General features: G+C 71.6%; 18 protein-coding genes. 5 read left to right on the forward strand and 13 right to left on the reverse strand.

Going from position 1 to position 17,509, the window contains the following annotated elements:
• Window position 1 precedes the first annotated feature (1 nt).
• Genes AC1HIL_RS02475 through AC1HIL_RS02495 form a run of 5 tightly spaced genes read right to left on the reverse strand, consistent with a single transcriptional unit; the run spans window position 2 to window position 4,417 of the window.
• Window positions 2-727 carry an ABC transporter ATP-binding protein gene (locus AC1HIL_RS02475; protein ID WP_479671065.1) on the reverse strand — a complete coding sequence of 242 codons (726 nt, stop codon included), beginning with the start codon at window positions 725-727 and terminating at the stop codon, window positions 2-4.
• A complete protein-coding gene (locus tag AC1HIL_RS02480; RefSeq protein WP_479671066.1) occupies window positions 724-1,482 on the reverse strand; it encodes an ABC transporter ATP-binding protein in 759 nt (252 codons plus the stop codon). Before AC1HIL_RS02480 ends, AC1HIL_RS02475 begins: the two co-directional genes overlap by 4 nt.
• On the reverse strand, window positions 1,475-2,407 hold the full coding sequence (locus tag AC1HIL_RS02485; protein ID WP_479671067.1) for a branched-chain amino acid ABC transporter permease: 933 nt from the start codon (window positions 2,405-2,407) through the stop codon (window positions 1,475-1,477). The genes AC1HIL_RS02480 and AC1HIL_RS02485 overlap by 8 nt, the downstream gene beginning before the upstream one ends.
• Entirely contained in the window at window positions 2,404-3,279 is an 876-nt protein-coding gene (locus tag AC1HIL_RS02490; protein WP_261212896.1) for a branched-chain amino acid ABC transporter permease, read from the reverse strand. The genes AC1HIL_RS02485 and AC1HIL_RS02490 overlap by 4 nt, the downstream gene beginning before the upstream one ends.
• Window positions 3,280-3,283: 4 nt before the next feature.
• Window positions 3,284-4,417, reverse strand: coding sequence for an amino acid ABC transporter substrate-binding protein (locus AC1HIL_RS02495; RefSeq protein ID WP_479672464.1), 1,134 nt, complete (start codon window positions 4,415-4,417; stop codon window positions 3,284-3,286).
• Window positions 4,418-4,695: 278 nt separating this feature from the next.
• Between AC1HIL_RS02495 and AC1HIL_RS02500 the strand changes: the two genes are divergently transcribed.
• Window positions 4,696-5,652 (forward strand): AraC-like ligand-binding domain-containing protein, encoded by a 957-nt coding sequence (locus AC1HIL_RS02500; protein WP_296794833.1) that lies wholly within the window; start codon window positions 4,696-4,698, stop codon window positions 5,650-5,652.
• Window positions 5,653-5,717: 65 nt separating this feature from the next.
• Window positions 5,718-6,347, forward strand: coding sequence for a LysE family translocator (locus AC1HIL_RS02505; protein WP_208509744.1), 630 nt, complete (start codon window positions 5,718-5,720; stop codon window positions 6,345-6,347).
• A 25-nt stretch (window positions 6,348-6,372) separates the two neighbouring features.
• Here the strand turns inward: AC1HIL_RS02505 and recG are convergent, their stop codons facing one another.
• From recG to AC1HIL_RS02520, 3 genes are read right to left on the reverse strand one after another with little or no spacing between them, the layout of a single operon-like run.
• On the reverse strand, window positions 6,373-8,556 hold the full coding sequence (recG, locus tag AC1HIL_RS02510) for an ATP-dependent DNA helicase RecG (protein ID WP_479671068.1): 2,184 nt from the start codon (window positions 8,554-8,556) through the stop codon (window positions 6,373-6,375).
• Between the two features lie 11 nt (window positions 8,557-8,567).
• Window positions 8,568-10,058, reverse strand: coding sequence for a TIGR01777 family oxidoreductase (locus AC1HIL_RS02515; RefSeq protein ID WP_479671069.1), 1,491 nt, complete (start codon window positions 10,056-10,058; stop codon window positions 8,568-8,570).
• A complete protein-coding gene (locus AC1HIL_RS02520; RefSeq protein WP_479671070.1) occupies window positions 10,055-10,726 on the reverse strand; it encodes a DUF4166 domain-containing protein in 672 nt (223 codons plus the stop codon). The genes AC1HIL_RS02515 and AC1HIL_RS02520 overlap by 4 nt, the downstream gene beginning before the upstream one ends.
• Before the next feature lie 141 nt (window positions 10,727-10,867).
• On the opposite strand from AC1HIL_RS02520, the gene queA reads away from it, so the two are divergent.
• The 3 genes from queA to AC1HIL_RS02535 are packed head-to-tail and all read left to right on the forward strand — an operon-like array spanning window position 10,868 to window position 13,934.
• Window positions 10,868-11,920 (forward strand): tRNA preQ1(34) S-adenosylmethionine ribosyltransferase-isomerase QueA, encoded by a 1,053-nt coding sequence (gene queA / locus AC1HIL_RS02525; protein ID WP_479671071.1) that lies wholly within the window; start codon window positions 10,868-10,870, stop codon window positions 11,918-11,920.
• Between the two features lie 5 nt (window positions 11,921-11,925).
• Complete coding sequence (gene tgt, locus AC1HIL_RS02530) at window positions 11,926-13,098, forward strand: tRNA guanosine(34) transglycosylase Tgt (RefSeq protein ID WP_261212883.1); 1,173 nt, start codon at window positions 11,926-11,928, stop codon at window positions 13,096-13,098.
• A 59-nt stretch (window positions 13,099-13,157) separates the two neighbouring features.
• Complete coding sequence (locus AC1HIL_RS02535) at window positions 13,158-13,934, forward strand: SDR family NAD(P)-dependent oxidoreductase (RefSeq protein ID WP_057596195.1); 777 nt, start codon at window positions 13,158-13,160, stop codon at window positions 13,932-13,934.
• A gap of 74 nt (window positions 13,935-14,008) precedes the next feature.
• Here AC1HIL_RS02535 and AC1HIL_RS02540 read toward each other — a convergent pair whose 3' ends face one another.
• The 5 genes from AC1HIL_RS02540 to AC1HIL_RS02560 all read right to left on the reverse strand — a co-directional run bounded on the left by AC1HIL_RS02540 (window position 14,009) and on the right by AC1HIL_RS02560 (window position 17,430).
• Window positions 14,009-14,401 (reverse strand): DUF3597 domain-containing protein, encoded by a 393-nt coding sequence (locus AC1HIL_RS02540; protein WP_057596196.1) that lies wholly within the window; start codon window positions 14,399-14,401, stop codon window positions 14,009-14,011.
• Window positions 14,402-14,500: 99 nt separating this feature from the next.
• Window positions 14,501-15,592: a zinc ribbon domain-containing protein gene (locus AC1HIL_RS02545; RefSeq protein ID WP_057596197.1), complete on the reverse strand. Its 1,092-nt coding sequence runs from the start codon at window positions 15,590-15,592 to the stop codon at window positions 14,501-14,503.
• Window positions 15,593-15,629: 37 nt separating this feature from the next.
• A complete protein-coding gene (locus AC1HIL_RS02550; protein WP_057596198.1) occupies window positions 15,630-16,424 on the reverse strand; it encodes a DUF2145 domain-containing protein in 795 nt (264 codons plus the stop codon).
• Window positions 16,421-16,900, reverse strand: coding sequence for a hypothetical protein (locus AC1HIL_RS02555; RefSeq protein WP_172705682.1), 480 nt, complete (start codon window positions 16,898-16,900; stop codon window positions 16,421-16,423). The genes AC1HIL_RS02550 and AC1HIL_RS02555 overlap by 4 nt, the downstream gene beginning before the upstream one ends.
• Before the next feature lie 32 nt (window positions 16,901-16,932).
• Window positions 16,933-17,430 (reverse strand): YiaA/YiaB family inner membrane protein, encoded by a 498-nt coding sequence (locus AC1HIL_RS02560; protein WP_479671072.1) that lies wholly within the window; start codon window positions 17,428-17,430, stop codon window positions 16,933-16,935.
• Window positions 17,431-17,509: the final 79 nt, after the last annotated feature.

Here is a 17,509-nt window from a genome sequence, read left to right on the forward strand (position 1 = left end):
TTCAGGCGACGCCGAGGTAGGCCTGGCGCACCGCGTCGGAATCGAGCAGCGCGCGGGCCTCGCCCGCGGCCACGATGCGGCCGCGCTCGAGCACGTAGCCGCGATCGGCGGCCTGCAGCGCCTTGCGCACGTTCTGCTCGACCATCAGCACGGTCACGCCCTGGTCCGCGATGCGGCGCACGATGGCCAGCAGCTCGTCGACCATGCGCGGCGCGAGGCCCAGCGAGGGCTCGTCGAGCATCAGGAGGCGCGGCCCGCTCATCATGGCGCGCGCCACCGCCACCATCTGCTGCTCGCCACCGCTCATGGTGCCGGCCAGCTGCCTCGCACGCTCGCGCAGCCGCGGGAAGTCGTCGAAGGCGCGCGCCAGCCGCTCGGCACGCAGCGCGGTGGGCACCAGCCAGCCGCCGAGCTCGAGGTTCTCGGTCACCGTCATCTGCGCGAACAACTGGCGGCCCTCGGCCACCAGCGCCATGCCGCGGCGCACGCAGGCGGTGGCATCGCCCGCGGGCAGCGCCACGCCGTCGAGCAGCGCCTCGCCGCGGCGCGGCAGCAGGCCGGCCAGCGCCTTCAGCAGCGTGGTCTTGCCGGCGCCGTTGGGGCCCAGCACCACGGTCACGCCGGGCTCGGCCTCGAGGTCGAGCCCCTGCACCACCTCGAAGCCGTGGTAGCCGGCGCGCAGGCCGCGCACGGCGAGGCGGCTGCCGTCGTTCGATGCAACGCTCATGCCGTGGCCTCCATCTCGTCGCCCAGGTAGGCCTCGATCACCTCCGCGTTGCGCACCACCTCGGCGGGCGTGCCGTCGGCGATCTTGCGGCCCTGGTGCAGCACCAGCACGCGCTCGACGTACTTCAGCAGGGTGGTCACCGCATGCTCGATCCACACCACGGTGAGCCCGTGCCCGTCGCGCAGCCGGCGGATGCGCTGCGCCATGGCCTCGACCTCGGCCTCGGTGAGCCCGGCCGCGACCTCGTCGAGCAGCAGCACGCGCGGCCGCGTGCCGAGCGCCATGCCGATCTCGAGCAGCCGCTGCTGCGAGGGCGTGACCTCGGCCGCGAGCCGGTCGGCGAACGCGCCCAGGCCCAGCATGTCGAGGATCTCCCCCACGCTCGCGAGGCCCGGCAGCGGCGCGCGGTGCCGGCCCGCGAACTGCATGCCGAAACGCACGTTGTCCTCGAGGCTCATGCCGGCCATCACGCGCGGCGTCTGGAAGGTGCGCGCGATGCCGTGCGCGGCGAAGCGGTGCGGGCCGCGGCGCGTGAGGTCGATGCCGCCCTCCACCAGCAGCTGCCCGCCGGTGGGCATCACCACGCCCGAGATGGCGTTGAAGAAGGTGGTCTTTCCCGCGCCGTTGGGACCGATGATGCCGACCAGCTCGCCGGCATGCAGCGCGACGCTGACCGCGTCGACGGCGGTGAGGCCGCCGAAGCGCACGCTGACCTCGCGCGCCTCGAGCAGCAGGGGTCGCGCGGCCTCAGACATGGCGCACTCCCTTCGCCTTGCGCCGCCACAGCGACGCCAGCCCCTCGGGCAGGTACATCACGCACAGGATCAGCAGCAGCCCCAGCACCATCATGTAGCCGTAGGGCAGCTGCAGCCGCAGGGTCTCGGACAGCACGCTGAACACCACGGCCGCGAGCACCGGCCCGCCGATGCTGGCGGCGCCGCCGATCATCGCGATCAGCACGGTCTGGAAACCGATGAAGGGGCTGAAGACGGCGGCCGGTTCGATGTAGGTCCAGCGCACCGCCATCGCCGCGCCGACCGCGCCCGCGAAGGCCGCGGTGAGCGCGAAGCCGGCGATCTTCACGCGCCGCGTGTCCACGCCCAGGGTCTGGGCGCGCTGCTCGTCGGCACCGATGCCCGCGAGCGCGAGGCCGAAGCGGCTGCGCTTCACGGCCATCGCGGTGGCGATCGCGAGCACGGCGATCGCGAGCACCGTGAGGTAGACCGTCTCGTTGGACGGCACCTCGGTCAGCACCCGGCCCACGGTGCCCGAGACCTGCTTCTCGACGAAGGTCAGCGCATGCCGGATCAGCTCGGTCATGCCGAAGGTCAGCACCGCGAAATAGGTGCCGCGCAGGTGCAGCACGGCCGCGCCCATCAGCAGCGCGACCGCGCTCGCGATGGCGGCGCCGCCGAGGATCACCAGCGGCCAGGGCAGCACGTCGAGCAGCACGGCGCTGGCATAGGCGCCGAGGCCGAAGAAGGCCGAGGTGGCGAGCGACAGGTAGCGCGTGGCGCCGCAGAACAGCGACCAGCTCGTGGCCAGCGCGATGTACATCAGGCAGCCCAGCGCCACCGAGCTCAGGAACTCGCTGGCGACCCAGGGCACGCAGGCGGCGAGCGCGGCGGCGGCGCCGAGCAGCAGCCACGGCCGCGCGGAAGAAGAGGACAGGGAACTCATCGCGAGAACAATCCGTTGGGCCGCCAGATCAGCACGCCGATGAACACGGCGTACGACAGCAGCATCTTGAGCGAGGGGCTGGTGAAGTACATGCCCAGCGCCTCGACCACGCCGAGCAGCAGGCCGCCGACCAGGCTGCCGGCGATGCTGCCGAAGCCGCCGAGCGTGATGACGATCAGCGCGGTCACGGTGTAGGGCTCGCCCATCGAGGGCGATATCTCGTAGGTCATCGACAGCAGCGCGCCGGCCACGCCCGAGAGGCCCAGGCCGATGCCGAACATCAGCGGATGCAGCCGCCGGGTGTTGATGCCGACCAGTTGCGCGCCGGTGGGCGACTGCATCAGCGCGCGCACCGCCTTGCCCAGCAGGGTGCGCTTGAGCAGCGCCACCAGCACCAGGCTCAGCGCGAGCGCGACGCCGAACAGCACCAGCTTGTTGGCCGTGAAGCGCATCGCGCCGAGCTGCACCGGCTCGGCCAGGTAGTCGTAGCCGCGCAGGTCGCCGCCCCACACCAGCAGCGCGGTGTTCTGCACCAGGAACATCAGGCCGAAGCCCACCATCAGGCTGCGCGCCTCGAACACCTCGACGTTGGGCGCGCGCGCCGCCACCTGGCGAAAGCACAGCCAGTGCACCGCCATGCCCAGCGCCATCAGCAGCGCGAAGGCCACCGGCACGAACAGCAGCGGCGAGATGCCCAGCGCGGTGTGGGCCCACCAGGTCAGGAAGGCGCCGAGCATCAGGAACTCGCCGTGCGAGATGTTCATGATGCGCATCAGCCCGTACTGCAGGTTCAGGCCGATGGCCACCAGCGCGTAGATGCCGCCCGAGATCAATCCGCCGGCCAGCAGCTCGGCCCATCCTCCGAAGGACATGCGGCTACTTCCAGGCCGGCTTGGGCGCGAGCTGCGCGGTGGCGCGGTCCTTCGGCCACACGACCTCGAACTCGCCGCCCTGCCATTGCGCGACGGTGCCGGGCACCGAGGCGTTCTCGCTGCCCTCGAAGCGGATCGGCCCGAGGATGGTCCCGAACTCGGTCCTGGCGATGTGCTCGCGCAGCGCCTTGCGGTCCAGCCCCACGCTGGCCACCGCCTGCTGCAGGATCTCGAGGCCGGCCCAGGCATGGCCGCTGGCCCAGCGGTCGGGCTCCTTGCCGAACTTCTTCGTGTGGGCGTCGAAATAGGCCTTGGCGCCGGGGCTGGTCTTGCCGTTCCACGAGCCCATGCCGATCACGCCCTCGGTGTTGGCGGCCATCACGTTCTTGTACAACTGGAAGGCGGTGCCGACCGAGGCATAGAAGAACTTCGGGTTGAAGCCCACCTCGCGCGCCTGGCGGCTCGCGAGGATGGTGTCGGGCGGATAGGTGATGCCGATGAAGGCGTCGGGGTTCAGGTCCTTGATGCCGCGCAGCACCGGCGCCAGGTCCTTCACGCCGAGCGGATAGCTCTTGCGCTCCACCACCTGGATCTGCGTCTTCTTGAGCGCGTTGTTGAGCGCCGCGAAGTTCTCGAGGCCGAACAGGTCGTCCATGTAGACGATGGCCACGGTCTTCGCGCCCTGGGCCACCAGCAGGTCGACCAGCGCGCCCATCATCTTGTCGGGCTGCTGCAGCAGCGAGAAGAAGTACGGCAGCCGCATGTCGATGAGCTTGCGCGACAGCGCGGTGGGCGCGAGCAGCGGATAGCCGAGGCGGTTGGCCAGCGGCGCGACCGCGAAGTTGGCGCCCGAGCCCCAGGGCGGCAGCACCAGGTCGACCTTGTCGCTGCCCATGAGCTTCTCGAAGGTGCGCACGCAGGTCTCGGTCTCGCTGCGGTCGTCGTAGCCGATCAGCTCGATCGGACGCCTGGCCCCGCCCTTCACCGCGAGGCCGCCGGCCGCGTTGACCTGCTCGGCCCACAGCAGGTAGTTGGGCTCCTGGCTCACCTGCGCGCCCGCGGCCCAGGGACCGGTGCGGGCGATGGCATAGCCGATGCGCACCGGCGCGCCCTGCTGGGCGAACAGGCGCGGCGCCATGGCGGCGGCGCCGAGCGCGGCGGCGCCCTGGATCCAGCGGCGGCGAGGGGTGTGGAACACGGCGGTCTCCTTCGATGTTCGGGTCGTGCGGCGCCCGGTACGGGCCCTGCCGGCATCGTAGGAACGGCACCGCGCGGACGCTGTGCCGGCGGTGCACAAAGCGCTTGTCCCAGCGTGCAGCCGGCTAGTGGTTAACCCGCAAGGCGAGCCGGCGCCCGCGCGGCCCACAATGGGCGCCCCATCCACCTCCATCGACCCCCTTCGCCTTCCGCCGCGCCATGACCGCATCGCAACTGCTGTCGACCGACGAAGTGCCGCCGCGCGAGCGCGGCCCGGCGTGGTGCGAGTGGGTGTACCGCCACTTCGGCGGCCTGGGCTCCGACCTCTACGGCGACGAGGTGCCGTTCGACGGCCACCTGGCGGCCTCGCGCGCGGGCGACGTGATCCTCACGCGGCTCGAGGCCAACCGCCACCGGGTGCTGCGCACCGCGCAGATGGCGCGCCTGAGCGACGCGGCCTACCTGAAGATCGTGGCGCCCTGGCAGGGCTCGGCCGAGGTGGTGCAGAAGGGCCGCGCGGCGGCGGTGCGCTCGGGCGGCTGGACGCTCTACGACACCACGCTCGACTACACGGTGGCCAATCCCGAGCGCAGCGACCACCTGATCGTGATGCTGCCCAAGGAACAGCTGGCCCTGCCCTCGCTGCCGCTCGCGCAGCTGGTGGCGCGGCGCGTCGGCGGCACCAGCGGCATCTCGCGCGTGGCGCTCGAGACCATGCGCAGCACCTACCAGGAGCTGCCCTCGATGAGCGAGGCGGCCGCGCGCGGCGCGGGCGAGCTGCTGATCCAGCTTGTGCGGCTGTCGCTGATGGAGCTGGCCGGCCAGCACACGCAGCAGACCCAGCGCGAGGCGCTGGCCGACCGCATCCGCCACCACGTGGCGCAGAACCTGCACGACCCGGCCCTGTCGGTCGAGGGCATCGCGCAGGCGCTGCGCTGCAGCAAGCGGCTGCTGCACGGCGCCTTCGCCGATGGCGAGGACACGCTCGCGGGCTACATCCAGCAGCAGCGGCTGGCCGCCAGCATCCGCGCGCTGCGCGACCCGGCACGCGCGGCCGAGCCCGTGACCGCCATCGCGCTCGCGGCCGGCTTCGTGAACCTCTCGCATTTCAGCCGCGTGTTCCGCGCCCACACGGGCCTGAGCCCGAGCGATTTCCGGCGCCAGGCGCTCGGCTGAAGCCGGCGGTCCGCGGCGCTGCGGATAATGGTCGCCTCCCCAGATTCCCACCGCACGCAGACGCCATGACCCTGTCCGCCTACCTGCTGTTCCTGCCGGCCTGCTTCGCCATCAACATGGCGTTCGGCCCCAACAACCTGCTCTCGGTGAGCAACGGCGCGCGCTACGGCATCGCGCAGGCCGTGACCGCCGCGGCCGGCCGCCTGGTCGCCTTCGCGCTGATGATCGCGATCGCCGGCCTGGGCATGGGCGCGGTGCTGGTCGCCTCCGAACTGGCCTTCGACATCGTCAAGTGGATCGGCGCCGCCTACCTCGTGTGGATCGGCATCCGGCTGCTGCGCGCGCCCGCGCCCGAACTGGCGCAGCAGGCGCGCGAGCTCGCGGGCCCGCCGCCGATGCGCGTGCTGGTGCGGCAGGAGTTCACCGTCGCCGCGGGCAACCCGAAGGCGATCCTGGTGTTCACCGCCTTCTTCCCGCAGTTCGTGGTGCCGGGCGCCTATGCCTCGAGCTATCTGCTGCTGGGCCTGACCTTCCTGGTCTTCGAGGTGGTGGCGATCGCGCTCTATGCGCTGCTCGGCGCGCGCATGCGCCGGCTGGCCGGCGGCAGCCGCGCGATGCGCTGGTTCAACCGCGTGAGCGGCAGCATGATGATCGGCTTCGGCTGCCTGCTGGCGTTGACGCGGCGGCCGAGCTGATCGACGCCCGCCCTCTCTTCCGGCTTCAAGCCTTCAGGTACTCGGCCTTGGTGCCGAGCCAGCGGTCGATGTGCCGCCGCGCCAGCTCGGGATGCTGCTCGAGCATGCGCGGCGCGAGTTCGCGCGCCCAGTCGAGCAGCAAGGTGTCGGTCGTGAGGTCGGCGAAGCGCAGCAGCGGCGCGCCCGACTGGCGCGCGCCGAGGAACTCGCCGGGCCCGCGGATCTCGAGGTCGCGGCGCGCGATCTCGAAGCCGTCGCTGGTCTCTGCCATCGCGCGCAGCCGCGCGCGCGCCGCCTCGCCGACGCGGCCGCTGTCGCCGGGCGCATAGAGCAGCACGCAGGCCGAGGCCGCCGCGCCGCGGCCCACGCGCCCGCGCAGCTGGTGCAGCTGCGACAGGCCGAAGCGCTCGGCATGCTCGATCACCATCAGCGAGGCATTGGGCACGTCCACGCCGACCTCGATCACCGTGGTGCTCACCAGCACGTGCATCTGGTTGGCGGTGAAGGCCGCCATCACCGCCTGCTTCTCGGCCGTGGGCATGCGCGAATGCAGCAGGCCGACGTTGACCTGCGGCCCGAGCATGTCGGCCAGCTCGTCGCGCGTGGCGGTGGCGTTGCGCAGGTCGACCGCCTCGCTCTCCTCGATCAGCGGGCAGACCCAGTAGACCTGCCGGCCCTGCTCGATCTGCGACTGGATGCGCGCGATCACCTCGTCGCGCCGGTGCTCGGCCACCAGCCGCGTGACGATCGGCGTGCGGCCCGGCGGCAGCTCGTCGAGCGTGGAGACGTCGAGGTCGGCGTAGTAGCTCATCGCGAGCGTGCGCGGGATCGGCGTGGCGCTCATCATCAGCAGGTGCGGCTCGAGCTCGTCGCGCGCCTTGCCGCGCAGCGCCAGCCGCTGCGCCACGCCGAAGCGGTGCTGCTCGTCGATGATCGCCAGCGCGAGGTTGTGGAAGCGCACCTTCTCGGAGATGACGGCATGGGTGCCGATCACCAGCGCGGCCTCGCCGCTCTCGACAGCCGCGCCCATGGCGTCGCGCTCCTTCTTCTTCTGGCTGCCGGTGAGCCAGGCCACGCGCAGGCCGCGCTCGGCCAGCAGCGGATCGAGCCAGCCGACCAGCTTGCCGAAATGCTGGGCCGCGAGGATCTCGGTCGGCGCCATCAGCGCGCACTGGAAGCCCGCGTCGATGCAGCGCGCCGCCGCGAGCGCGGCCACCACCGTCTTGCCCGAACCCACGTCGCCCTGCAGCAGCCGGTGCATCGGCAGCTCGCGCCCGAGGTCGCGCGCGATCTCCTCGCCCACGCGCGCCTGCGCGCCGGTCAGGCCGAAGGGCAGCACGGCCAGCAGCGCGTCGTGCAGCGAGCCCTTGCCGCCGAGGGGCGCGGCCGCCATGTCGAGCATCGGCGCGCGCTGCGCCGCGCGCTCCATGCGCGCCTGCATCTGCGACAGCTGCTGCGCCAGCAGCTCCTCGGCCTTGATGCGCTGCCAGGCCGGGTGGCTGTGGTCCTCGAGCGTGGCCATCGCCACGTCGGGCGTGGGGTAGTGCAGGAAGCTCAGCGCGGCGCGCAGGTCCCAGGCGCCGCGCAGGCCGATCTGCACCGGGATGGTCTCGTCGAGCACCGCGCGCGCGAGGCCCGAGCGCACCTCGCGCCGCAGCACCGGCTGCGCGAGGCCGGCCACGGTCGGATAGACCGGCGTGAGCGCCTCGGGCAGCGCGGTGCCCGCGGCCTTGACCGTGGGATGCATCATCTGCCGCCCGACGAAGCCGCCGCGCACCTCGCCGCGCACGCGCACCCGCGCACCCACCGCGAGCTGCTTCTGCTGCGAGGGATAGAAGTTGAAGAAGCGCAGCTGGCAGGTCTCGCCGCCGTCGTCGATGGTCACGATGAGCTGGCGCCGCGGCCGGTAGGCCACCTCGGCCTCGGTCACCACGCCCTCGATCTGCGCGGTGTCGCCGTCGCGCGTGTCGGCCAGCCGCACCACGCGGGTCTCGTCCTCGTAGCGCATCGGCAGGTAGAGCGCGAAGTCGATGTCGCGCACCAGGCCGAGTTTGCGCAGCGCGCGCTGCACCACGCTGAGGCCGCTGCCCGGTGGGCCGGCCGGAGCGGCGGGAGCGGCGGGAGCGGCGGGAGCGGCGGGTGCGGGCGCGGCGGCGCCCGGTGCGCTCGGCGCGGCGGCGGGTGGGGAGGCTTTCTTCTTGGCGGGCACGGACAGGTCTTCTAGCGTGGACGGCAAAGGTCCGTCAAGGCGCCGCGCGCATCGGGAAACATGAACGCGAAGCCGCCGCGCAGCAGCCGCGCGGGCACCACGCGCTGGCCTTCGAGCAGCAGGTCGGCCTGCTCGCCGAGCAGCAGCTTCACGGGCGCCGCGGGCGTGGGCATCCAGCAGGGGCGATGCAGCACCTCGGCCGCGACGCGCGTGAAGTCGTGCTGGCTCAGCGCCTGCGGCGCGGTCACGTTGAAGGCCTGCGCGGCCGGCGTGCCAGCTTCGCGTTCGATCTGGGTCCAGGCATGCGCGAGCGCGCGCACCAGGTCGTGCACATGCACCCACGACAGCCACTGCCGCCCGCTGCCCAGCCGCCCGCCGACACCGAGCCGCACCGGCAGCAGCAGCTGCGGCAGCGAGCCCTGGTGGCCCAGCACGAAGCCGAAGCGCATGCAGGCCACCTGCACGCCCAGCGCGACCGCGGCCTGCGCCGCCTGTTCCCAGCGCTGGCACAGGCTCGACATGAAGATGTCCTGCGGCGGCGCCTCCTCGTCGAGCGCGGTGGCATCGCCCTGCGGCTGCACGCCGTAGTAGCCGATGGCCGAGCCCGACAGCAGCAGCCGGGGCTTGCGCGGGCGCGCGGCCATCCATTCGACCAGCTGCCGCGTCAGGCCCTCGCGGCTGGCCAGCAGCTGGCGCTGGCGCCGCTTGCTCCAGCGCGCGCCGAGGATGCGCGCGCCCGCGAGGTTGACCACCACCTCGATCTCCTCGGCCGCGGGCAGCTCGGCCAGCGACTGCACGCAGCGCACCGCGCCGCCGAAGTTCCAGGCCGCCGCGCGCGCATCGCGCGTCCACACCGTGACCGCATGGCCGTCGGCCAGCAGGTGGCGCACGAGGATCTGGCCGATGAAGCCGGTGCCGCCCGTGACCAGCACGCGCCGCGGCCGCGCGCCGAAGCGCACCGGCGCCTCGGACTCGCGCACCCGCGCCTGGCGCCGGTGCCGCAGCAGCGCGCGCGCCGCGAAGGCATCGCGCAGCCCCGACACGCCCACCCCCACGCCGCACAGCGCGAGGAAGGCGCCGAGCCAGCCCTGCGGCTGCCAGGCGAGCGCGGTCGGCTCGGCAGCCCAGCCGACGGCCGCCAGCGCGAGCAGCGCGATGAAGGCGCCCGCGTTGATCGCCAGCACCGTGTGCGTGACACGCTCGGTGGCCGGCAGCAGGCGGCTGCGGTCCTCGACCACGAAGTCCCACAGCGTGAGCACGATCTCGACGCCGAACACCGTGAGCAGCACCCAGGCCCAGGCACCATGCCAGGCCCAGGACGAGAGGCCGATGAACAGCAGGCAGTAGATCGACGAGCGCGTGGCGTGGATCGCGAGCTCGCGCCCGGCCGAGGCGCGCCGCGGCAGCGCCTCGGTGCCCTCGTGGTGGTAGAGCGTGTCGAAGGCGCCGAGCGCGCCCTGGGCCGCCATCAGCTGCAGCGCCAGCAGGTGCGTGTCGATCATCCGGGGGCGGACACTTCCTCGAACACGCCGACCTGGGTGAAGGTGGTGCCCATCAGCGGGTGGCGGATCTCGATGCGGATGTTGAAGCGCTCGGGCGTCTCGTTGTGGTGCCAGAGGAAGGTCTTGCCGGGCGTGAGCAGGCCCGGCAGCGGGATGCGCCAGCCGAGCAGCTGCCAGAAATAGCCGTCGCTCTGGAAATGCAGGCTGCCCTTCTCCACGCTGAGCACCAGCTTCATGCCCAGCCCCATGCCGACGTACTCGAGCACCTCGCCGCGCTCGCTCTCGCGCATGAAACTGGTGAACTGGATCGGCCGGCGCCCGTGCAGCCGGTAGATGCGCTGCTTGTAGATCGCGGGGTCGCCGGGCTTCGCGTAGACCTGGATCTCGACCGGGAAGTCGGCGTCGCTGTAGGGGATCAGCGCGCCCTGGATCAGCGGCTGCGTGAGATGGCCCAGCAGCCGGCCGAAGCGCGAGCAGCGCAGCTCGCTGAGCCGGCCGCGGTAGTGCAGCGCCTTGCCGGGCGAGGGGTTCTTGTCGAAGCGGCGGCGGATGTCGGCATGCAGGCCCTGCCAGGCGGCGCCGAGGATCTTCTTGAAGAGCTCGCCCTCGGAGGGTCCGGGCGCGGACCCGGCCTCCTGCGAAACGCGCGCTGCATGTGTATCGACCATGCGGCGATTCTGCCTCGCCGGCTCTGGCCCGACCCCGCGGCGGCGGACGGTTTTCGCGCCATGGGACAATCGCCGCCTCGCTCTCCGAACGGCCCCTCGCGGCCACCTTCTTGGAACGGGCCCGTCCGGCCCTCAAGCATCATGCGCGCCTTCACGCTCTCCGATTTCGATTTCGCCCTGCCGCCCGAGCTGGTGGCGCAACACCCGGCCACCGAACGCACCGCCTCCCGCCTGCTCGACGGCACCGGCTCCGCCCCGGCCGACCGCATCTTCCGCGACCTGCCTTCGCTGCTGCGCGAGGGCGACCTGCTGGTCTTCAACGACACCCGCGTCGTCAAGGCGCGCCTGTTCGGCGAGAAGCCGACCGGCGGCAAGCTCGAGCTGCTGGTCGAGCGCGTGCTGCAGGGGCAGGAGGTGGTGGCCCACATGAAGGTCAGCAAGAAGCCGCCCGTGGGCACCACGCTGCAAATGGTCGGCGGCTTCCGCGCCACCCTGCTCGGCCGCTGGCCCGAGGAGGACGGCGCCCTGTTCCGCTTCGCCTTCGAGAGCGACAGCGGCGAGAACCCCTACCTGCTGATGGAGCGCTGCGGCCACGTGCCGCTGCCGCCCTACATCACGCACGACGACTCGGCCGAGGACGAGCGCCGCTACCAGACCGTGTTCGCGCGCGTGCCCGGCGCCGTGGCCGCACCCACCGCCGCGCTGCACTTCGACGAGGGCCTGCTGGCCGCGCTCGAGGCACGCGGCGTGCAGCGCGCCAGCGTGACGCTGCACGTGGGCGCCGGCACCTTCCAGCCGGTGAAGACCGAGAACATCGCCGAACACACCATGCATGCCGAGCGCTACGAGGTGCCCGAGGCCACGCAGCGCGCCATCGCCGAATGCAAGGCGCGCGGCGGCCGCATCGTGGCCGTGGGCACGACCACCGTGCGCACGCTCGAGTCGTGGGCGAAGAGCGGCGAGGCCGCGGGCGACACCCGCATCTTCATCACGCCGGGCTTCGCCTTCGCGCACGTCGACCTGCTGGTCACCAACTTCCACCTGCCCAAGAGCACGCTGATGATGCTGGTCTCGGCCCTCGCGGGCTACGAGCGCGTGATGGCGCTGTATGCGCACGCCATCGCGCAGCGCTACCGCTTCTTCAGCTATGGCGATGCGATGCTGCTCGCGCGCCAACCGAGAACAGAGGACTGACCCCCATGCTGAACTTCGAACTCCTCAAGACCGACCCCGACAGCCACGCGCGCCGCGCCACGCTCACGCTCAACCACGGCGTGGTGCAGACGCCGATCTTCATGCCCGTGGGCACCTACGGCACCGTCAAGGGCGTGATGCCGCGCAGCCTCGAGGAGATGGGCGCGCAGATCATCCTGGGCAACACCTTCCACCTGTGGATGCGCCCGGGCCTGGACGTGATGCAGAGCTTCGGCGGGCTGCACCAGTTCGAGAAGTGGAACAAGCCGATCCTCACCGACTCGGGCGGCTTCCAGGTCTGGTCGCTGGGCGCGATGCGCAAGATCAGCGAGGAAGGCGTGAAGTTCGCGTCGCCGGTCAACGGCGACAAGCTGTTCCTCACGCCCGAGGTCTCGATGCAGATCCAGACCATCCTCAACAGCGACATCGTGATGCAGTTCGACGAGTGCACGCCCTACGACACCAAGGGCCACATCACGACCGAGGCCGAGGCGCGCATCTCGATGGAACTGAGCCTGCGCTGGGCCAAGCGCTGCCAGGCCGAGTTCGAGCGGTTGCAGAACCCGAACGCGCTGTTCGGCATCGTGCAGGGCGGCATGTACGAGAACCTGCGCGAGGAATCGCTGACGGCGCTGGTCGACATGGACTTCCCCGGCTACGCCATCGGCGGGGTGAGCGTGGGCGAGCCCAAGGAGGAGATGCTGCACATCATGGGCCACACGCCGCACCGGCTGCCCGCGCACAAGCCGCGCTACCTGATGGGCGTGGGCACGCCCGAGGACCTGGTGCAGGGCGTGGCCGACGGCGTCGACATGTTCGACTGCGTGATGCCCACGCGCAATGCGCGCAACGGCACGCTGTTCACGCGCTTCGGCGACCTCAAGATGCGCAACGCGCGCCACAAGAGCGACCCGCAGCCGATCGACCCGAGCTGCACCTGCCACGCCTGCGCGGGCACATCGGGCGTGAGCTGGAACGACGGCGGGCGCGAGGGCTTCAGCCGCGCCTACCTGCATCACCTCGACCGCTGCGGCGAGATGCTCGGGCCGATGCTCACGACCATCCACAACCTGCACTACTACCTGAACCTGATGCGCGAGATCCGCGAGGCGCTCGACGCGGGAACGTTCACGGAATTCCGCGCGCGCTTCAAGTCGGAGCGGGCACGGGGCGTCTGAGACGCGACGCGCGTTCCGCGCTAACCTCGCGGGCTTCCAGGCTGTCGTCTTCCACGCCCATGAGCACCGCACCCTCGCCCTATACCGCGCGCTATCCCTCGCTCGCCGAGCGCACCGTCTTCATCTCGGGCGGCGCGAGCGGCATCGGCGAATCGCTGGTGCGGGCCTTCCATGCGCAGGGCGCGAAGGTCGGCTTCTGCGACATCGACAGCGCCGCGGGCCAGGCGCTCGCGGGCCAGCTGCGCGGCGAGCATCCCGCGCTGTTCCTGCCCTGCGACGTGACCGACACGGCAGCGCTGGGCGCCACCATCGACGCGGTGCGCTCGCACTTCGGGCCGGTGGGCGTGCTGCTCAACAACGCGGCCAACGACCGCCGCCACGAGATGGCCGACGTCACCGACGAGGACTTCGACCGGCTGGTGGCCGTGAACCTCAAGCACCAGTTCTTCGCCGCGCAGGCGGTGGCGCCCGACATGCGCGCGCTGGGCGGCGGCTCGATCGTCAACTTCGGCTCGGTCAGCTGGATGATGAAGGGCCGCGGCTACCCGGTCTACCAGGCCTGCAAGGCGGCGGTGCGCGGCCTCACGCGCTCGCTGGCGCGCGACCTGGGCAAAGAGAACATCCGCGTCAACACGATCGTGCCGGGCTGGGTGATGACCGAGCGGCAGCTGCGGCTGTGGGTCAAGCCCGAGTCGGGCGCGGAGATCGACGCGGCCCAGTGCCTGCCGGGCCGCGTGATGGGCGAGGACATCGCGGCGATGGCGCTGTTCCTGGCGGCCGACGATTCGCGCATGTGCACGGCGCAGGACTACGTGGTGGATGCGGGCTGGACCTGAGCGCCATCTCGCACCACCAAAAGAAAAAGCCCGGCACTGCCGGGCTTTTTTGCTGGACGCGGGCCGCGCGCGGATCAGTCGCGCAGTTCGGCCGGCACCTTGCCGCCGTTGGCCGCCAGCTTGGTCATGACCTGGCGGTGCAGCCAGATGTTCATCTTGGCGCTGTCGCTGGTGTCGGCGCCGTAGCTCAGCTCGGCCGCGAGCTGCTTGCGCGCGTCGAGGCTGCTGTCCAGGCCCAGCAGCTTCATCAGGTCGACGATGGAGGTGCGCCAGTTGAGCTGCTTCGCGCCCGGCATGCCGTCGAGCAGGGCCTCGACGTCGACCACCGTGATGGCCGGTGGCGGTGCGGCGGCGGCCGGGGCACCCGCGGGTGCCGGTGCGGCGGGGGCAGCGGGTGCCGTGGCCGGCGGTTGCGCGGCCTGCGCGGACGGGAAGATCTTGGAAAGGATGCTGCCGAAGATGCTCATTGCGCGTACTCCTTCGAGATGAGACGGGGGACGGACCGGGGCTGCGGCCGCGAATGCGGCGCAGCGGGCGGTTGTAGCACGAGCGCGTGACCGCCCTCCTCAGGCCGCGGGTTGCGGCGGGGTCCGGGGCGTGAAGGATTTCGCGTCCGGCTCCGACGATGCGGCCGAGGCACCGCAGGCATGGCAGAAGCGCGAGAAGGCACTCTTGCGCGTCTCGCAGACCTCGCAGTGGTCGTGCAGGCCGATGCCGCAGTGCGGGCAGAAGTCGATGGCGGTGTTCTTCAGGTCCACCGGCCGCTCGCAGCCGGGGCACACGCCCTTGTCGAGCCGCGCCAGCGCGGTGTCGTAGCTCAGTTCCTCGCGCCGCACCTGGTCGGGCTGCTGCTCGGCCAGCTTCTGGCGCGCGAGGTAGTTGTTGAGCGCGACGATCGCGTAGCGCCCCACCAGCACCGTGATCACGATGCCCACCGCGTAGCGCACGTAGCCGCCGTAGCTCGGCAGGTAGGGCACGAGTTCGACGAAGAAGGCGAACAGCGCGAACAGGATGAAGCCCCAGACGAAGGGCCACCAGGTGCTCTTGCGCTTCTTCACGAACAGCCAGCCCGCGATCACCAGCAGCGGCAGCGTGAGCGCGAGCCGGTAGGCGAACACGCGCAGCTCGATGCGGCGGTACTCGGCGTCGAGCTTGAGCTGCGCGTCGCGCTCCAGCTCGGCCAGCGCGGTGCGCGCGCGCTGCTCGGCCTGGCGCGCGTCGAGCATGCGCTGCTGCTGCGCGTTGACCTGGCGCTGCACCGCCTCTTCCTTCTGCTTGATGGCGTCGAGCGCCTTGGTGCGCGCGATCAGCTCGGGGTCCTGGTCGGGCTGCGCGGTGGCGCGGCGCGTGGCGATCCAGTTGCCGAAGGTCTCGCGTGCATTGGCGCCGGCCTGCTGCGCGGCCTGCAGTTGCAGCCGGATCTGGTCGAGGTCGCGCGAGGCCTGCAGCTCGGCGGCCTCCGAGGCCTTGACGGTGGCGCGCAGCGGATCGGCCGCGCGGTGGTCGATGAAGTCCTCGATGGTGCGCACGCGCTCGACCTGCGGCAGGTCGCCCACGATGGTGCTGCCCAGCCCGATCAGGAAGCCCGCGAACACCAGCGCCACCAGCCAGAGGCCGCGGCGGAACCATTTCTCGGAGAGGCGCAGGGATTTGCTCATGTCGTCGTTCCTTCCATTCTTCTCGTGCGGGCCGTGCTCACAGCTTGAACGCCACCGGCGCCGCGCCCAGGCCCGCGCGCTGCAGCCATTCGAACACCGAATCGACGGTCACGGTCTCGATGCGGTCCGAGAAGCGCTTGTCGTTGGGATGGTCGTCGAAGGCGATGTTGGCCGAGCCGATGCGCCCGCCCAGGCGGGTCAGCGGGCCAAGCTTCAAGGTGGTGGGCTCGTAGCCCTTGAACTGCAGCCAGGCCTGCGCCTGCGAGCGATTGGCGATGGTGGCGGGCTCCATCGCGGCGGCCAGCGTCTCGAGCGCCCACTGGTTCGACTGCTGGTACTTGCGGCCCCAGGCGTAGCTGACGACGCTGTAGGGCGCGACATGCAGCCGCACCAGGCGCGGCGTCGGCTCCTGCAGCGCGGCCAGCAACTGCGCCTGCACCTGCGGCGTGGGCACGACCCAGGCGGTCTCGTAGCGCCAGAGGTCGTCGAGGAAGAACTCGCCGAGCCCCTGGCGGTAGACCGCCGCCACCGCGGTGCCGCACTGGTTGAGCTTGTGCACCACGCGCCACGGGCCGGCCTCGGTCTTGTAGGCCAGGCCGAGGTGCGAGTAGCGCAGGCCGTACTTGCTCAGGTCCTGGCCGGCGCGCGCCAGCACGACGACGCGCGCGCCGCTGGCGTCGAGCTGCTGCGAGGTGCGCTCGGCCAGCTCCATGCCCTTGGCGATCAGCGCGGCGCCGGGCTTGACCTGCTCGCACGAGCGGCCGGCCTGCGCCTGCGTCGCCGCGGCGGCCACGGCGAACGCGGCCAGCGCCAGGAAAGCGGCGCGCTTCACGACAGCCTCTCGTTGGCCAGCAGCGCGCGGCCGATGGCGTTGGGCACGAAGGCCAGCACCTCGCCCGCGGCCGAGAGCACGACGCCGGTGCCGATCACGCTGACGACGATGGCGGTGCCGACCGCGGTCGAGGCGCCCTGCGCCACGCGGCCCGCCACCTTGACGCTGGCGCGCGCGCCGTCGGCGGCGCGTTCGAGCACGTAGACCGTGCCGTCGGCCGAGGCCTCGACGGCGACCACGGTCAGGATCGAGCCGCCGACCGAGAGCGCGGCCGGCACTTCGCTGGCCTTGGCGGCCGAGGCGCCGGCGGCACCGACCGCGGAGGCGCCGACCAGCACCGAGGCCACGGGCAGCATCGACAGCGCGATGGAGGCATCGCTCTGGGCGCGGGCCACGGGCGCCGCGAGCGCGGCGAAGGCGGTGCAGGCGGCCACGAGGACGGTGGCCAGGGACTTGCGGGCGAAAGCGGTGTTCATGATCGGACTCCTTGCGTGCGGGGTGCGGGCGGTCATTCGGCGGCCGGGGCCTGGGCGGCTTCGACGCGGGCGGCGTGGCGGCCTTGCAGGCGGGCTTCGGCGAGGTCGGCCTCGTGGCGGTCACGCAGGGTCTTGGCCAGCGTGAAGGCCGAGCTGATCAGGAACAGCCAGCTCACGCCCAGGAAGGCCTTGTAGGTGTCGTTGATCTCCATGCGCAGCAGGCCCCAGCCGGTCAGCAGCATCGCGACGAAAAAGCTGCCCCAGACGACCAGCTTCCACATCGGCAGGTCGCGGCCGGCGGCATGCTGGTTGTCGCGCACGAACTTCGACAGCACGAAGGCCGTGCTCAGGCAGAACACATAGCCCATCACCATGAAGGCCCGGTCCAGTGCCTCGCCCGGCAGCCAGCTCAGGCCGGTCGCGCAGAGGAAGACGGCGATCGCGAAGGACGCCCAGACCTGGAACTGCCAGGCCCGCGTGTCGCGCTGGACCGGAGCGGTGGTGATGGTGTTGGCTATATGGGTTTGCATGAGTGCCTCGCGGCGTAGTGAAGGTGGGCGGATGATGGTCCGCCCCCGCGCCGCGGGACTCGAATGATTCGACCGGTTC

This window comes from Variovorax sp. ISS6 (assembly GCF_056523145.1).

Excerpts from the sequence above, each read along its gene's own strand:
- AC1HIL_RS02480 (WP_479671066.1), bottom strand. The coding sequence starts at position 1,482 with ATGTCTGAGGCCGCGCGACCCCTGCTGCTCGAGGCGCGCGAGGTCAGC.
- AC1HIL_RS02535 (WP_057596195.1), top strand. The coding sequence starts at position 13,158 with ATGAGCACCGCACCCTCGCCCTATACCGCGCGCTATCCCTCGCTCGCC.
- AC1HIL_RS02490 (WP_261212896.1), bottom strand. The coding sequence starts at position 3,279 with ATGTCCTTCGGAGGATGGGCCGAGCTGCTGGCCGGCGGATTGATCTCG.
- AC1HIL_RS02540 (WP_057596196.1), bottom strand. The coding sequence starts at position 14,401 with ATGAGCATCTTCGGCAGCATCCTTTCCAAGATCTTCCCGTCCGCGCAG.
- AC1HIL_RS02495 (WP_479672464.1), bottom strand. The coding sequence starts at position 4,417 with ATGGCGCCGCGCCTGTTCGCCCAGCAGGGCGCGCCGGTGCGCATCGGC.
- AC1HIL_RS02560 (WP_479671072.1), bottom strand. The coding sequence starts at position 17,430 with ATGCAAACCCATATAGCCAACACCATCACCACCGCTCCGGTCCAGCGC.
- AC1HIL_RS02485 (WP_479671067.1), bottom strand. The coding sequence starts at position 2,407 with ATGAGTTCCCTGTCCTCTTCTTCCGCGCGGCCGTGGCTGCTGCTCGGC.
- AC1HIL_RS02520 (WP_479671070.1), bottom strand. The coding sequence starts at position 10,726 with ATGGTCGATACACATGCAGCGCGCGTTTCGCAGGAGGCCGGGTCCGCG.
- tgt (WP_261212883.1), top strand. The coding sequence starts at position 11,926 with ATGCTGAACTTCGAACTCCTCAAGACCGACCCCGACAGCCACGCGCGC.
- queA (WP_479671071.1), top strand. The coding sequence starts at position 10,868 with ATGCGCGCCTTCACGCTCTCCGATTTCGATTTCGCCCTGCCGCCCGAG.
- AC1HIL_RS02505 (WP_208509744.1), top strand. The coding sequence starts at position 5,718 with ATGACCCTGTCCGCCTACCTGCTGTTCCTGCCGGCCTGCTTCGCCATC.
- AC1HIL_RS02515 (WP_479671069.1), bottom strand. The coding sequence starts at position 10,058 with ATGATCGACACGCACCTGCTGGCGCTGCAGCTGATGGCGGCCCAGGGC.
- AC1HIL_RS02545 (WP_057596197.1), bottom strand. The coding sequence starts at position 15,592 with ATGAGCAAATCCCTGCGCCTCTCCGAGAAATGGTTCCGCCGCGGCCTC.
- AC1HIL_RS02475 (WP_479671065.1), bottom strand. The coding sequence starts at position 727 with ATGAGCGTTGCATCGAACGACGGCAGCCGCCTCGCCGTGCGCGGCCTG.
- AC1HIL_RS02555 (WP_172705682.1), bottom strand. The coding sequence starts at position 16,900 with ATGAACACCGCTTTCGCCCGCAAGTCCCTGGCCACCGTCCTCGTGGCC.
- AC1HIL_RS02500 (WP_296794833.1), top strand. The coding sequence starts at position 4,696 with ATGACCGCATCGCAACTGCTGTCGACCGACGAAGTGCCGCCGCGCGAG.